The sequence below is a fragment of the Paraburkholderia piptadeniae genome, assembly GCF_900007165.1.
GTDB classification, from domain to species: Bacteria; Pseudomonadota; Gammaproteobacteria; order Burkholderiales; family Burkholderiaceae; genus Paraburkholderia; species Paraburkholderia piptadeniae.
The window spans coordinates 25,752-40,998 of the sequence record NZ_CYGY02000084.1 but is presented as its reverse complement, the minus strand read 5'-3'; the positions used below and the strand labels follow the sequence as shown (position 1 = coordinate 40,998).

The 15,247-nt window shown below is 65.4% G+C and carries 12 protein-coding genes and 1 pseudogene; 7 read left to right on the top strand and 6 right to left on the bottom strand.

Going from position 1 to position 15,247, the window contains the following annotated elements:
- Positions 1 to 341: 341 nt before the first annotated feature.
- Both BN2476_RS37515 and BN2476_RS37510 read left to right on the top strand, forming a co-directional pair.
- A complete protein-coding gene (locus BN2476_RS37515; protein WP_087739249.1) occupies positions 342 to 836 on the top strand; it encodes a helix-turn-helix domain-containing protein in 495 nt (164 codons plus the stop codon).
- Between the two features lie 2 nt (positions 837 to 838).
- Positions 839 to 2,170: a type II toxin-antitoxin system HipA family toxin gene (locus BN2476_RS37510; RefSeq protein ID WP_087739248.1), complete on the top strand. Its 1,332-nt coding sequence runs from the start codon at positions 839 to 841 to the stop codon at positions 2,168 to 2,170.
- Positions 2,171 to 2,194: 24 nt separating this feature from the next.
- On the opposite strand, the gene BN2476_RS37505 is transcribed toward BN2476_RS37510, so the two are convergent.
- Positions 2,195 to 4,498 (bottom strand): phospholipase C/P1 nuclease family protein, encoded by a 2,304-nt coding sequence (locus BN2476_RS37505; protein ID WP_087739257.1) that lies wholly within the window; start codon positions 4,496 to 4,498, stop codon positions 2,195 to 2,197.
- A 297-nt stretch (positions 4,499 to 4,795) separates the two neighbouring features.
- Between BN2476_RS37505 and BN2476_RS37500 the strand changes: the two genes are divergently transcribed.
- Complete coding sequence (locus BN2476_RS37500) at positions 4,796 to 5,266, top strand: NUDIX hydrolase (RefSeq protein ID WP_087739247.1); 471 nt, start codon at positions 4,796 to 4,798, stop codon at positions 5,264 to 5,266.
- A 154-nt stretch (positions 5,267 to 5,420) separates the two neighbouring features.
- Here BN2476_RS37500 and BN2476_RS37495 read toward each other — a convergent pair whose 3' ends face one another.
- Both BN2476_RS37495 and BN2476_RS37490 read right to left on the bottom strand, forming a co-directional pair.
- On the bottom strand, positions 5,421 to 5,732 hold the full coding sequence (locus BN2476_RS37495) for a superinfection immunity protein (protein WP_087739256.1): 312 nt from the start codon (positions 5,730 to 5,732) through the stop codon (positions 5,421 to 5,423).
- Positions 5,733 to 5,808: 76 nt separating this feature from the next.
- Entirely contained in the window at positions 5,809 to 6,087 is a 279-nt protein-coding gene (locus BN2476_RS37490) for a hypothetical protein (RefSeq protein WP_087739246.1), read from the bottom strand.
- A gap of 288 nt (positions 6,088 to 6,375) precedes the next feature.
- On the opposite strand from BN2476_RS37490, the gene BN2476_RS37485 reads away from it, so the two are divergent.
- Positions 6,376 to 7,317: an LLM class oxidoreductase gene (locus BN2476_RS37485; RefSeq protein ID WP_087739245.1), complete on the top strand. Its 942-nt coding sequence runs from the start codon at positions 6,376 to 6,378 to the stop codon at positions 7,315 to 7,317.
- Between the two features lie 278 nt (positions 7,318 to 7,595).
- On the opposite strand, the pseudogene xth reads toward BN2476_RS37485, so the two are convergent.
- Positions 7,596 to 8,384, bottom strand: a pseudogene (gene xth / locus BN2476_RS37480) (exodeoxyribonuclease III); the annotation flags it as partial.
- A gap of 96 nt (positions 8,385 to 8,480) precedes the next feature.
- Positions 8,481 to 8,885 carry a DUF3597 domain-containing protein gene (locus BN2476_RS37475; protein WP_087739244.1) on the bottom strand — a complete coding sequence of 135 codons (405 nt, stop codon included), beginning with the start codon at positions 8,883 to 8,885 and terminating at the stop codon, positions 8,481 to 8,483.
- 423 nt (positions 8,886 to 9,308) lie between these two features.
- Here BN2476_RS37475 and BN2476_RS37470 point away from each other — a divergent pair, with 423 nt between their 5' ends.
- From BN2476_RS37470 to BN2476_RS37460, 3 genes are read left to right on the top strand one after another with little or no spacing between them, the layout of a single operon-like run.
- A complete protein-coding gene (locus tag BN2476_RS37470; protein ID WP_087739243.1) occupies positions 9,309 to 9,866 on the top strand; it encodes a DUF2760 domain-containing protein in 558 nt (185 codons plus the stop codon).
- Complete coding sequence (locus BN2476_RS37465) at positions 9,863 to 11,722, top strand: Hsp70 family protein (RefSeq protein ID WP_087739242.1); 1,860 nt, start codon at positions 9,863 to 9,865, stop codon at positions 11,720 to 11,722. The genes BN2476_RS37470 and BN2476_RS37465 overlap by 4 nt, the downstream gene beginning before the upstream one ends.
- A gap of 26 nt (positions 11,723 to 11,748) precedes the next feature.
- Entirely contained in the window at positions 11,749 to 14,622 is a 2,874-nt protein-coding gene (locus BN2476_RS37460) for an Hsp70 family protein (protein WP_087739254.1), read from the top strand.
- Between the two features lie 96 nt (positions 14,623 to 14,718).
- Here the strand turns inward: BN2476_RS37460 and BN2476_RS37455 are convergent, their stop codons facing one another.
- Complete coding sequence (locus tag BN2476_RS37455; protein WP_087739241.1) at positions 14,719 to 15,243, bottom strand: universal stress protein; 525 nt, start codon at positions 15,241 to 15,243, stop codon at positions 14,719 to 14,721.
- Positions 15,244 to 15,247: the final 4 nt, after the last annotated feature.

Below are 15,247 nucleotides of genomic sequence, written 5' to 3'. Positions count from 1 at the left end.
GCCGTTGGGGGTGCCGTTGACGTCGCTGTCGACGGATCGAGCGGACGGACAAGCGTCGTCAGCACTTGGCGTTCCCGGGTGTCTCCGATCGGCACGCGATCCGTGTCAGTGGATTCCCTGGTCCTTTCCCGATATGGCATGCGCTTTTCGTGCGGCGCGGCACGCGGGACGTTCGTGCGCGGACACGTGCGCATCGACACAGTCTCAAGCCTGTATTTTCGCTTTACAGTCTAAAGCCTGTATATTGCCAATACAGTCCTTGACCTGTATCCTGACCGACAGGCAGCGACGCATGCGCACGCTGGCCTGCCCGCCTTCAACCGTCTCATTCGAGGCCCGCCGTGGATTATTCCGTCAAGACGCTTAGCCAGCTGCGGCCCGTTCTGCGCGGCTTTCGCAAGGCCGCGGGACTTACGCAGGCCATGCTCGCCGAGCGGCTCGGCATCACGCAGCAAAGCTATGCGCAGTTCGAGGCGAATCCGGCGGCGGCCGGAGTCGAGCGGCTGTTCAAGGTTTTGCGGCTGTTGAACGCCGGCATCACGCTCAGTCAGGATGCGCCGTCGCCGGCTAGCACTGCGCCCGTTGCGAAGATGGCGCCGTCGCACCGCGCAGCCGCCACTAACGGGAACGTATCAAAGACTCGCCCGGCAACGCCCCGCAAAGCCGGGACGAAACGCGCGGCCCCCGCCCGCAAGACGGGCAAGCGGGTGCAACCGGGCGCGGCGGCGCCCGGCGCCCGCATGGCTGCGCGCAAGACTGCGTCCGGCCGAAAAGCGCCCGCCCCCGTCAAGGCGAAGCGTGCGGCAACACCACCGAAAAAGCGCGAAAACTGGTAAACATGCGGCGCCCTTCACAGACACAACGACTCGACCTGTGGATGAACGGCCTTGCCGTCGGCTACTGGGAAAAAGCCAGCGGCGGTGAGCGGCTCGTCTACTTCGACGACTGGATCGACGATGAACAGGGCCGTCCGCTGTCGCTTTCGTTGCCGTTCACGCCGGGCAATCAGCCGTATCGCGGCGCCGTCGTATCGGCGTTCTTCGACAACCTGTTGCCCGACAGCGAGCCGATCCGGCGACGAATGGCGCAGCGCTACCGCACAGGCGGCACGGCACCGTTCGACCTGCTCGCGGCGCTCGGGCGCGACTGCGTCGGCGCGCTCCAGATGCTGCCGCCAGGCGAAGCACCCGCCGACCTCTACCGCATCAACGGCGACGCGCTCACCGACGACGACATCGGCCGCCTGCTGCGCGACACGACATCGGCCGCGCCGCTCGGCCAGCGCGATCACGCCGGCGACTTGCGGCTGTCCATCGCCGGCGCGCAGGAAAAGACGGCGTTGCTGCGGCACAAAGGCCGCTGGGTGTTGCCCTCGGGCAGCACGCCTACCACACACATTCTCAAGCTCCCGTTGGGACTCGTTGGCAACATGCGCGCCGACATGCGCACGTCGGTCGAAAACGAATGGCTTTGCTCCAAGATCGTCGAAGCGTACGGCCTGCCCGTCGCCGCATGCGAGATCGCGCATTTCGGCGATCAGAAAGCACTTGTCGTCGAGCGCTTCGATCGCCGGCTGTCGAGCGACGGCACGTGGATCGTCCGCCTGCCGCAGGAAGACATGTGCCAGGCGACGGGCACGCCGCCCATCGTGAAGTATCAGGCGGACGGCGGCCCCGGCATCGACACTGTGATGGAGATACTCGCGGGATCGGTCGACGCCGCCACGGACACCACGCGTTTCTTCAGGACGCAGTTGATCTTCTGGCTGCTCGCGGCCACCGACGGTCACGCGAAGAATTTCAGCATCGCGCATCTGCCGGGCAACTGTTATCGCGCGACGCCGCTCTACGACGTGCTGTCAGCGCATCCCATCATCGGGCGCGGCGCGAACCGCATCCCGATGCAGAAAGCGAAAATGGCGATGGCCGTGCGCGGCACGAGCAATCACTATCTGATCGCGCAGATCGTGCGGCGGCACTGGATCGCGCAAGGGCAGCAGGTCGGCTTGCCACCCGATGCCGTCGATGCGCTGATCACGTCGGTGACGAATGACACGCAACACGTCATCGACACCGTGGCCGCACAACTGCCCGCCGCTTTCCCCGAAGACCTCGCCTCGGCGATATTCGACGGCCTGCTCAAACAGAGCAGCAAGCTCGCGGCGATGTAGCCCGGCGACGAAACACGAAAGCGCTCAACCGATCACCGATCCGATCTTGTCGAGAGTCAGCGACGGCACGAACGTCTTGTCCTGATACACGTGCGCGAGCGCCTGCTCGTCGATTTCACGCGCGCCCGCCGGCAGCGACGTATCGGCGACGGCGTACGCGGCTTCCCACATCGCAGCGAGAAAGCGTGCGCCCGCGCCCATCAGTTTCGCCGTGTCTTCGCCGAAGGCCGCCCATAGACCATCTACGACACGGGCCGAACTTCCGCCGCCCAGACGAATGTACTCGTCGATCAGCGTGCTGGGCGGAAGAATCCGCGCCGCCTCGCTCATCAACGTCACGGTCGCGAACGCGGCATCGCGGCCGGTTTTGATCGCGGGAATCCTGCCTTCGAACGCTTTCGCCTGCGGCCCGATCTGCGGCAGCAGGTCGCTCGAATGACGGTCGACCATCTTGTCCTCGTAGGTCGAATGCACGCCCTTGCCGGGCCATTTCTTCGCGGTTGCGCCAGGGGCATCCTTGTAGCCGTCCGAGTGATACGAGCCATGCAAGGGCTGGCACGCATCGCCGACGTAATGCGCGAGCACGCCCGCCGCGCACAGGAACTTCGTGTCGTTGCGCGCCTTCAGTTGCGCGACCATCTCGTCGAATATCTGCCACACGCGAAACGGCAACAGACCTTCATCGCGCGCGTCCTTTTCGCCTTCGTCCGCATACCACTTCGACCATACGGCCACGCTCATGTTGGCGATGTTATCGAGCGTCACATCGCGCAGCGTCTTGCCGTCGGCGTTGGGCTGATCGATGTCCGCGTAATGATTCGGATGCTCGGGGCCCGCGTTCTGCGCATAGTCGCGCCCGCCTGGTACGCGGTCGGGCGTCTTCTTCCAGACGAGATCGGGCACGTCCGCGAGTTCGACGAAGTCGCCGCGCGCCAGCTTCTCGCGTATCTGCTCCGGCGTCAGTTCATTCGGCCGGAAGCTGATGCGCTCCACGTTCGCATCGAGGAAATCGTGAAGCGGTCCCCGCTTCACTGACTCGATTGCCGCCGTCGCGATGCTGTAGTGGCCCGTTTGTCCCCAGAACGGATTCGCGCCGACGTTATGCGCGCGCACGAGATCGACGTCGAGCAACTGACACGCGGTGCTCAAGCCCGTCGCGAGCGCATAGTTCAGCCGCCGTTCGCCGTCGCTCGCGAGCGCCTGGCCGCCCCATTCGATCGCGAGCGGATGAAGACGGCGCGCGCTCTTCACGGCGTTGCGCTTCTTGCCATTGCGCGCGGAGCCGTTACGCGTTCCCTTTTCATCTTCCGCATTTTCCGGCGACACCAGATACCACAACGTGCCCGAATCGCCGGGTTGCGTTTGCCGGCTGCCGTTGGCGGGCGCGATCAAAAACTGCGATACGTAGTCGTAGCCCGCGAGCGACTTGTGACGATAGAAAAGCGCCTTGATCGTGCCGTCGAGCGCGCCCGATGCGCTGCCGAACGCCGTCACCAGCTGATCGATCAATTGCAGGTTGAGACTCAGCTCGTTCAGGTCGACGATGTTCCCGATCGTGCCTTCGATGCCGAACGGCTGGCTCGACCAGTCGTTGGCGTCGTGTACTTCGACGAGCCCGATATCGAGCGTCATGAAGCTGCGATTGCCTGCGAACCCGGGAAAAACATCGGTGAATGGCTCGCGCGTCAGTTGCCGGTCCGATGCGATGCCCACTTCCGAAACCGCGCCGCGCAACAGCGCCTTCACCGCCGAGCCGGGTTCGCCGCAGACGTGCCGGTTGGTGAGCGCGTAGACCGTATGTCCATCGGTGACGAGACAACCGACGCTCGCCGTGCGCTCGACGCCCTGTGCATCCGCAATCAACGGGCACCCGCCGCCGATGTATGTCGACGGCCAGCGTGCATCCGCCGGTGCGCCCGTCGTGGGCTCGGTCGGCTCGACGGCGACCACGCAGACGGGCACCGCGCGGCCATCGGGCATGTAAAGCGTGCGCGGCACCATATGATCGGGATCGACCTTGCCATGACCGAACTCCGTCGCATCGATCCAGTCTCGCACCAGAACGATCACGGCGGGCCATGAATACGGCCGCACCTCCGAGTTGTCGAATGTGCGTATGCCCTTCGCCTTGCCGTTGCGCGAATCGTGGCCCTTCGGGTCGGCGTGCTGGTCCGGCCACGGTTCATCGGTGCGGATCAGATACAGGCCGACGGCCGTGCCGACCACATTGGCCTTGTTCGACAGATGCCAGTGATACAGGTCGCGCGCTTCGAGCAGATCCTTCAACGACAGGCTCTGGAAATTGTGCTGCGTGGACAGTGGATTCATCGATTCACCTCGACGCTCGCCGGCCGCTTCGACCGGCCGTTGCAGGCACGCCGCCAGTACGATGCGATGCCGCGCTTCACATGGCATCGCGCGCGGCGGCGCGTTGTCGCAATCAAGGTTCTCCGATGCATGTGACAGCGTTGCGTCACTCCGGTGTTGGCTGTCATAAAGGTGTCACGTGCGATACGCACCATCAGCGGACAATACGGACGAATGGCGGCTGAGAGCGCCATCGCATCGCGCGGCACACGGCCTGCTCAATCCGGTGCTATCGCGTCCCTACATGGAAGAGACACTGTGAAGCAACGTGCGACTGTCGTATGCAGGGTGGGCACACGCATTCTGCTGGTCGGCAAGGCGAATTCGCGCTGGTCGCTGCCGGGCGGCAAGCCTGAAGTGGGTGAGTCATTCGAAGCGGCCGCCATGCGCGAACTGATCGAAGAGACACGCCTTCACGCCATCGGCATGCAGTATCTGTTCGCATTCGCGGGCACGCGCACCTGTCATCACGTGTTCGCCGCGCATATCGACGAGCGGCAATCGCCTGTGCCCAGCAACGAAATCACACGCTGCACGTGGGCCAAAGTCACCGACGTCTCCGATCTCGACACGAGCGTCTCGACGCGAGGCATCGTCGATGTGCTCGCGCTGAATCGCCGCTACGATCCTCGCGAGCAGAGCCGTCACCAGCGCGCCGATGCATTCGTGCAGAATCTACGCGAGGCGCTGCACGATGTGGGGCTCAACGGGTGGACACCTGCTCTGTGAGATGAGCTGATTGTCGTGAGCCGATTCGGATCGGAACCCGTACTGACTGTGTGCGCGAAAGCCGCGTGATTGATGTTCGCGAAAGCGCTTGCGTCCTTCGCGCAAAAACAAAACCGCCGGCCTCAGAGACCGGCGGCTTCGTCCACCAAACTTATTACAGCACGGATGCCGTTGACTGACGCCGCGCCAGACGCGCACGTTGCGAACGCGCGACCAGCTTCGCGATCGTCACACGCCCGATCGAGCGGCGCGTTTTCGTCGCGACATTCGCGAGCCGCTTCTCGCTCACGCGATGGCGCGCCCACACGAACGCCGCGATCCAGCCAATCACCGTCCAGCCAAACAGTACGTTGAAGACCGTGAGTGCGAACGCGTCGTCGCGCTCGCGTGCATCGGCGACGATGGCAGGCAGGAAATACACGATCACTGCCGCCAGCAACACCAGTCCTTCGAAAAACGCTCTCATGCCATGACCTCCTGCAATGGTCGCGATGATCGCCATGGTCGTCCAGGCGGCGCGCTGCACGCGCCGCGTACGGCGATCAGTGGCCCTTGAACACGTTCGCTTCGCGAGCGGCTTCGGCCGGTTGACGGCTGCCCGATGCCGACGATGTGTCGGCCACGCCGCCGACTGCGCTGTTCGCATCCGCTGCCTGGCTGCGTTCGGCTGCGATCGTCTGAGCGCTGACGCCGCGTTGCGAAGCCGGCGCGCCGACGGACGGATGATAGAACGGTGCGGGACCGTAACCCGACGCGAAAGCCGGTGCGGCAACGGCTGCGGATACAGCGACGAGCAAAGCTGCGATAAGACGGGTTTTCATGACGTGACTCCGGATAGTGTTGAATCAGGAAGGCGTCGCGACCGGATGTTCTGGCGCGGCGTCGGTTGAGGATGAGTTTAGGCGAGTCCTATCAAACTTCTATGCTCATAGATTGAAATCACAGTTCCCGTTTTTCAAACAATGGGAAAACCACACGCCGACGCCAGCGCATTGCCCATGCGGTTCTCAGGGTCGTCGTGCCCGCTCCCGATGCGATTCGCGCGCCGATGCTAGGATCGGCTTCCGTTCAACCATCGGAAGCGTCGCGGCAGCAGTTGACGCACGTTCATGAACTCAATTGCATCCACCACGGAACGCCGGGTGTTTTCCGAAGGCTGTCTGTCGATCGGACTGACGCTGCCGTTGCTGCGCGCGGGCGATATCGTCGCGGACTTCGGCGAGCAGGTGGAACTCGCGGCGCTTGCGGATGCACTCGGTTTCCGCGCGCTCTGGGTGCGCGATGTGCCGTTGAACAGCGCGGGCTATCCCGACCCTGTCGGTCATCTCGACCCGTGGGTGCTGCTTGGCGCGCTCGCGATGCACACGACGCAAATCGCGCTCGCCAGCGGCGCGATCGTGCTGACGCTGCGCCATCCGCTGCATATCGCGAAGGGCGCGGGCTCCGTGCAAACGCTGTCGAATGGCCGCTTCATTCTCGGCCTGGGTTCGGGCGACCGCCCGCCCGAATACGCGGCGTTCGGACGCGATGGCGAAGAGCGGCGCGAACTGTATCGCGTGCATTGGGAGACGGTTGCTGCGGCGCTCGGCGAAGCGCCGCGCGTGGTGGCGGATCGTCGTCCGGAAGGTGCACCCGAATTCATGCTCTTGCCGCAGCCGCCCTCACCCGTGCCGATGCTTGCCGTGGGCTCGGGCGGACAGAGCGTGGACTGGATCGCGAGGCATTCGATTGGCTGGATGACGTATCACCGCGAGCCGGAAACCCAGCGTGCGAGACACAGCATGTGGCGCGCGGCCGTTGAACGTCTTCCGACGCCCGGCTTTCGCGCGTTCGGCGTTGCGATGCGGCTCGATCTGAGCAGCGATCCGCATGAACGCGCTACGCCGCTCTCGCTCGGCAATCGCGCGGGACGGGATGCGCTGATTGAACTGCTAGACGACATGCGCGAGAACGGCACGCATCACGTGACGCTGAATTTGACTTCTGATCGCCCTGTGCGCGAAGTGATCGAGGAACTGGCCGCCGATGTCTTGCCGCATTTCCATACGTAGTGTCGCCGTGCGCGAAGCGAGCACGGCTACTTTTTCACTGCACTTTTCTTCGATGCAGTTTTCTTCATTGCACTTTGCTTCATTGCACTTTCCTTCCCTGCACTTTCCCTCCCTGCACTTTCCCTCCCTGCACTTTCCTTCCCTGCACTCTTCGTCCCTGCACTCTTCTTCGCTGCACTTCGCTTCGTTGCACTTTTCTTCACAGCCGCCTTCGCCGCGCTGCGTCTAACCTCTGCATCTACATCAGCGCCTCCATTCTCCGATGACGCCCCTCCGAGCGCGCCTTGCTGCCCGCCGAAATCGAGCTCGACCCACGCCGGCGCATGATCGCTCGCATGCGGCTCGCCTCTCACCCACCTGTCGACGCCCGCATCGCGCAGTTTCGCGGCGACCTGTTTGCCGAGCAGCAGATGATCGATGCGCAGCCCCGAATTCTTTTCCCAGTGCTGTCTGAAGTAATCCCAGAACGTAAAGACCTGTTCGTCGGGAAAGCGCGTGCGCAACGCATCCGTCCAGCCCTGTGCGAGCAGGCGCGCATAGCACTCGCGGCTCTCCGGTTGCAGCAGCGCATCCTTGAGCCACGAGCGCGGATTGTAGATATCGAAATCGGTCGGCACGACGTTGTAGTCGCCCGCCAGCACGACGGGATGCCTGCTGTCGGCGAGCTTCTTCGCATAGGTGATCAGCCGCTCGAACCACGCGAGCTTGTAGTCGAACTTCGGCCCCGGCTGCGGATTGCCGTTCGGTAAATACAGGCAGCCGACCAGCAGACCGTCGACGGCCGCTTCGATATAGCGGCTATGCGTATCGTCGGGATCGCCGGGCAGGCCGCGGCGCGTCTCGATGGGCTCGCTGTCCTTCGCGAGAATCGCGACGCCGTTCCACGACACCTGCCCATGCCAGATCGCGCCATAACCAGCCGCATTGATCTCGGCCTCGGGGAAGCCCGCATCGGGCGCCTTCAGCTCCTGAAGACACACGATGTCGGGCGCTTCCCGCTTTAGCCATTCGAGCAATGCGGGAAGCCGGGAACGAATGCCGTTGATGTTGAACGTCGCGAGCTTCATGATCATCGGGCGCTCGCAAGTGCCATACCCACGCGCGCTGCGAGTCTCCGCGCGCGGCCGGACCGCGTCGCGCCGGCCGGACGCGGCCGACCGGTTCTATCCGTTCTTCAGATCGTCGGGCACCTTGCCGCCGTTTTCGGCGAGCTTCGTCATCACCTGCTTGTGCAGCCAGATGTTCATCGCGGCCGAGTCGTTGGTATCGCCGCTGTAGTTGAGTTCTTCCGCAAGCTGCTTGCGCGCCGCGAGACTGCTGTCCAGCCCGAGCAGCTTCATCAGATCGACGATCGACGTGCGCCAGTTCAGCTTTTCCGGATTCTGGTCCGCGAGCGCGGTGAGAACGGCTTCGACATCGACGGGCTCGGCCGGTGCGGCAGCAGGCGCCGCGGCGGGTGCCGAGGCGGGCTCGGCGGCGGGCGCGTCTTCAGGCGCCTCCGTGGCGGCCTGCACGGCGGGATGGCTAGACGGGAAGATCTTGCTGAGGATCGTGCTGAAAATGCTCATGGCTTTCCTCCAGACAATCGGTTGAAGGCGACGGCGCCGCGCTCGACGAAACGGCCCCGAACATCCGCCTCATGGGATTTCGCGGGATCGACGCATGCAAGGCGTCCGGTGGAGATTGTAGGCAATCGTGCGCCCGATGCGCCCGCTCGAACCGCTATCCTCGCCGCAAAAAATGACAGGACGATGCCGCCTATTCTTACTTGAGGACGTAAAATCCGGCCGCCATTCTTGTGCTGGAATCAGACTCTGAGCCGTCGTTGGCTCATAACAAGGCAAAATACCGCTTTTGACGCGGATTTGACGCGGGATTTAGCAACGGGCAGCCGCCCGTTTCCGGCGGCCACGGCCATCCGCCCCGAACCCCATGCGGCCGCGCGGCACCGCGCGCCGCGGCAGTATCCAGAGAATCAGGAGCGATCTTTCATGACCGAACCGAACGTTTCGCTGATGAGCAGGCTATCGCTTGCCTTCGGCACATTTTTCAGCATCCTCGGCGACCGCGAATTCGCCGCGAGCGTGCTGCGTCTGCGCAGCGGCGCGGCGCCCGCTCCGGCGGCCGCCCCCGTCGCGACGCCCGCGCCGGCGCCTGTGATCAAGGAAGCCACGCCTGACGCCGCGCTCCAGTTGCTCGGTCTCCTGCAACGCGACGCGCGCTTCATCGATTTCGTCGAAGAGGACATCGCGAAGTACTCGGACGCCGACATCGGCGCCGCCGCGCGCCTCGTCCATGACGGCTGCCGCGCGACGCTGCGCGAGCATTTCACGATCCGCCCTGTGCGCGACGAAGCGGAAGGCAGCCGTGTGACGATCAACGACGGTTTCGACGCGACGGCGATCCGCCTTACGGGCAACGTGGTCGGCAAGGCGCCGTTCACGGGCAGCATCAGCCATCGCGGCTGGCGCGTCGCCGAAGTGCGCCTGCCGAAGCTCACGCAAAGCCATGACGCCACCGTGCTCGCTCCCGCCGAGGTGGAACTATGAGCGATCCGCGCTATTCGATCGGCATCGACCTGGGCACGACACACTGCGCGCTGTCGTATGTCGATCTCGCCGCAAGCGACGGCGAAAAGACCGAGCAACGCGTGATGCCCGTCGCGCAGCTCACGGCGCCCGGCGCGATCGAAGACCTCGATCTGCTGCCGTCGTTCCTCTACCTGCCGCATGCGAGCGAACTGACGCCCGGCGATCTCGCTCTGCCGTGGACGGGCGAACGCGATTTCGTCGTCGGCGAAATGGCGCGCAGCCGAGGCGCGGGCACGCCGATCCGCCTCGTGTCGAGTGCGAAGAGCTGGCTGTGCCATCCGGGCGTCGACCGGCGCGCTGCCATTCTGCCGGGCGACGCGCCGCCCGAAGTGACGCGCGTGTCGCCGCTCGAAAGCTCGGTGCGCTACCTGACGCATTTGCGCGAAGCGTGGAACCATGCGCACCCGGACGCGCCGTTCGACGACCAGGAAATCACCGTGACGATTCCCGCGTCGTTCGATCCCGCCGCGCGCGAGCTGACGGCGGAAGCCGCGAATGCCGCGGGCTACGGCCAGATGACGCTGCTCGAAGAGCCGCAGGCCGCGCTCTATAGCTGGATTCAGAAGAGCGACGGCGCATGGCGCAAGCAGGTCAGGATCGGCGACATCATTCTCGTCGTCGACGTCGGCGGCGGCACAACCGATCTCTCGCTGATCGCCGTGATCGAACGCGAAGGCAATCTCGAACTGCATCGCGTCGCGGTCGGCGAGCACATTCTGCTCGGCGGCGACAACATGGACCTCGCGCTTGCGCACGTGGTCGCGCGCAAGCTCGCGTCGCAGGGCACGCAGGCCGATCCGTGGCAACTGCGCGCCCTCACCTACGCGTGCCGGGGCGCGAAGGAAACGCTGCTGTCCGATCCGTCGACGGATGCCGTTCCGCTCGTCGTGCCGAGCCGCGGCTCGAAGCTGATCGGCGGATCGATCCGCACCGAACTCACGCGCGACGAGCTCACGCAGACCATTCTCGAAGGCTTCTTCCCGCAAGTCGACGCGACGGCGCGGCCCATCACTCGCACGCGCGCGGGTCTCACGCAGCTCGGTCTGCCGTATGCGCAGGACGCGGGCGTCACGCGCCATCTCGCTGCGTTCCTCGGCCGCCAGGTCGCGGCGCTCGCAGAGCTGCAAGAGTCGCAGGCACGAGGGCAACTGCCGCTCGAACCGAATGCGACGTTCCTGCATCCGACGGCCGTGCTGTTCAACGGCGGCGTGTTCAAGTCGCCGCTGCTCGTCGAGCGCATCATGACGACGCTCAACGGCTGGCTCGCGGCCGATGGCGGCGCGGCGGCGCGTCTGCTCGAAGGCGCCGATCTCGATCTCGCCGTGGCGCGCGGCGCCGCTTACTACGGCTACGTGAAGCGCGGCCGTGGCGTGCGCATTCGCGGCGGCACGGCGCGCTCGTACTACGTCGCGATCGAATCGGCGATGCCCGCCGTGCCCGGCATGGAGCCGCCCATCTCGGCGCTGTGCGTCGCGCCCTTCGGCATGGAAGAAGGCACCGATGCGCCGCTGCCGGAACAGGAGTTCGGTCTCGTGGTCGGCGAGCCGGTGCGCTTTCGCTTCTTCGGCTCGTCGGTGCGGCGTCTCGATCACGTCGGCACGATGCTCGACTACTGGTCGCCCGACGAATTGCAGGAACTCGAAGAGATCGAGGCGTCGCTGCCCGCCGAAGGCCGCACGGTCGGCGAAGTCGTGCCCGTCAAGCTGCACGCGCGCGTGACGGAAACGGGTACGCTCGAACTCGAAGCGATCCCGCGCGGCACCGAAGAGCGCTGGAAAGTCGAGTTCGACGTGCGCGGCGGCGCGCAGGGCTGAGCACAGGGTTGACCATCTACGCATCGATGAAGCGAAAGCAGCCGCAGCAGCGAAAGCCCGAAGCCGGCAGGCGCTACACGGTCGGCATCGATCTCGGCACGAGCAATACCGTCGTCGCATATGTCGAGCCGGGCTCCGACGATATCCGCGTGTTCGAGGTCGAGCAACTGGTCGGCCCCGGCGAAGTGGGCGCGCAGCCGCTGTTGCCGTCCGTGCGCTATCACCCGGCGGCAGGCGAGCTGAATCCCGGCGATCTGCAACTGCCGTGGTCGCGCGCAACGGATGAAGCACGCGATGGATCGCGGGATGAGCCGGCACCCATCATCGGGCGGCTTGCGCGCACGCTCGGCGCGCAGGTGCCCGGGCGTCTCGTGACGAGCGCGAAAAGCTGGCTGTCGCATGCATCGGTGGACCGGCTCGCGCCGATCCTGCCTTGGGGCGCGCCCGACGACGTCGCGAAGGTCTCGCCCGTCGCCGCGAGCGCGAGCTATCTCGCGCACTTGCGGGCCGCGTGGAACGCGCGCTTTACCGATGCGCCGCTCGAACAGCAGAACGTGATTCTCACCGTGCCCGCGTCATTCGACGAAGGCGCGCGCGCGTTGACGCTCGAAGCGGCGCGTCTCGCGAAGCTGCCCGCGCTTCGGCTGCTCGAAGAACCGCAAGCCGCTTTCTACGACTGGCTGTTCCATCATCGCGCGAGGCTCGGCTACGAGCTGGCCGACACGCGGCTTGTGCTGATCTGCGACGTCGGCGGCGGCACCACCGATCTCACGCTGATCAAGGTGCAGATCGACGCAAACGGCGAGCCGCAACTGACGCGCATCGGCGTCGGCAACCATCTGATGCTCGGCGGCGACAACATGGACCTCGCGCTCGCACGGCTCGTCGAGACGCGGCTTTCGCACACCCAGGACGGCCAGACGCGGCTGTCGGCGGCAAGTCTGTCGCAGCTCGTCGAACGCTGCCGTGTCGCGAAGGAACAGTTGCTCGATGCGAACGCACCCGAGTCTGTTGCGATCACGCTGCTCGGTGCAGGCTCGCGCGTGATCGGCGGCGCGCGCACCGCACACGTGACGCGCGAGGAAATCGAAAAGGTCGTCGTCGACGGATTCTTTCCGCAGGTCGCCGCCGACGAGATGCCGCGCCGCTCGCGCGCGGCGATCGTCGAGTTCGGCCTGCCGTATGCGAGCGACGCGGCCGTTACGCGTCACGTCGCGGCGTTTCTGAAGCGGCTCGCCGCGCAATCGCGCGAGGCGCTGGGCGTTTCCGGCGAAAGTGGCGAAAGCGACCAACGCTCCGAGCGCAGCGACAACGCCGACACGCTGCCCGTGCCCGACACGCTGCTGCTCAACGGCGGCGTGTTCCGCGCGCAGCCGCTGACGGAGCGGCTCGCGCAAACGCTCGGCGCGTGGCGCGGCGAGCCGTTACACGTGCTGCGCAACGATCATCCCGATGTCGCGGTGGCACGCGGCGCCGTCGCGTATGGCCTTGCGCGCGCGGGCAACGCGCCGCGTATCGGCGGCGGCTCGGCGCGCAGCTATTTCCTCGTGCTCGAAGGCGATCAGGGCATCTGCCTGTTGCCGCGCGGCACGGAAGAAGCGCACGAGGTGCATCTCGACGAGCGCGTATTCGCGCTGCGCCTGGGGCAGCCCGTGCGTTTTCACCTGATGTCGACGGTCGCCGACACGCGCTTCGCGCCAGGCGAACTCGCCGATCTGTCGCAAGGCGACTTCGTGCGCCTGCCGCCCATCGCGACCGTCGTGCAGCGCCGGCACGTGACGGACGCCGACGAGCGCCCCGTCCGGCTGACGACGTCGATGACGGAAGTCGGCACGCTCGAAGTGACCTGCATCGCCACCGACGATCCTTCGCAACGCTGGCTGCTGCAATTCGAACTGCGGCGCGACGAGGCGGCGGCTGAAACGGACGAGGCAACCGAATCCGGGCGCCATCCGTCGCTCGATCACGCGATCGAGCTGGTCGAGCGTTCGTTCGGCGCGCGTTCGTCGGACGTGGGCCCGAACGAAGTGAAGCGGCTGCGCGCGCAACTGGAGCAGACGCTTGGGCCGCGCGACAACTGGGACGTCGCGCTGCTGCGCGAACTATTCGGCGCGTTATGGGAACGTGCGAAGCGCAGACGGCGCTCGGCCGCTCACGAGCGGCTGTGGCTCAACCTCATGGGCTACTGCGTGCGCCCGGGCTTCGGCTATCCGCTCGACGAATGGCGCGTCGAGCAGCTCTGGTCGATCTTCGACGACGGCATTCAGTACATCCACGAAAGTCAGGTCTGGTCCGAATGGTGGACGCTGTGGCGACGCGCGGCGGGCGGGCTGAACGAAGACGCGCAATTGCAGCTGCTCGACGCGATGGACTTCCTGCAAGCCGCGAGCATCAAGAAGCAGAAGCTGCCGTTCGATCCCGCGAAGGTCGGCTATGCGGACATGATTCGCGTGCAGGCGTCGCTCGAACGCATTTCCGTCGACCGCAAGATCGCGCTCGCGCAGCAGTTGCTCGAACGGCTGCGCAAGCCTACGGAGAACCACCAGACGTGGTGGGCGATCGGGCGCATCGGCGCACGTCTGCCGTTCTATGGCAGCGCGCATGGCGTAGTGCCGCCCGAGGTCGCGCTGCCATGGCTCGATGCCGTGCTCGCGCTCGACTGGAAGAAGGTCGAGCCCGCCGCGTTCGCCGCCGTGCAATTGTCGCGAATGACAGGCGACCGCTCGCGCGACCTGCCCGACGAAGCGCGCGAGACGGTGATCCGGCGGCTCGAAGCGCTCGGCGCGGCGCCCGCGTGGGTCCGGATGGTCCGCGAGACCGTCGCGCTCGATGAGGCCGACACCGGCCGCGTGTTCGGCGAATCGCTGCCGGCGGGGCTGAAGCTGATCGGCGGCGCGTGATTCACGCTTGCGCCTGATTTGCGCTCGGCCTGATTTACGCTCAGACTGATTCACGCTCAGCCTGCACGCCCGATCCGTCGAACCACCTGCTGAGAGTCAAACCACATTCGCATGAGCCGCGCCCGCGCGTCGCGCGTCGGCCCGCGCCGTTGCGCAGTCGTGCTCGCGGCCCGACGGCTGCGGGTCTGTCGCGATGAGCACGGTGCGCCGCGTGCAACGTCCGATCACATCGCTCATCCGTTCTTCCCAGAACTTCCACTTCGAGCCGCGACCCGCGCCGACCACGATCAGATCGGCGCCGAGCTGAACGGCGAGATTTGCGATCTCGCGCCCCACGCTGTGGCCTCGCAGCGGAACAGTGATCGCGCGTGTCTGAATGTCCCATGCTTCGCAATCGAACGTATCGTTGCAACGGCGCTCGACGACACGCTCGAGTTCGTGGACCATCTGCGGCGTATCGATGCAGCCGTGCTCGGCGCCCATCATCGCCCACCACGGCATCGTATCGACGACATACACCGCCGTGAGCCGCGCACCCGTGTCGCGCGTCTTGTCGATCGCCGTCTTCAGCACGGCGTCGTTCGTGCTCGCGCTGACCGCTACCAGAATGTGCCTGATCATTGTG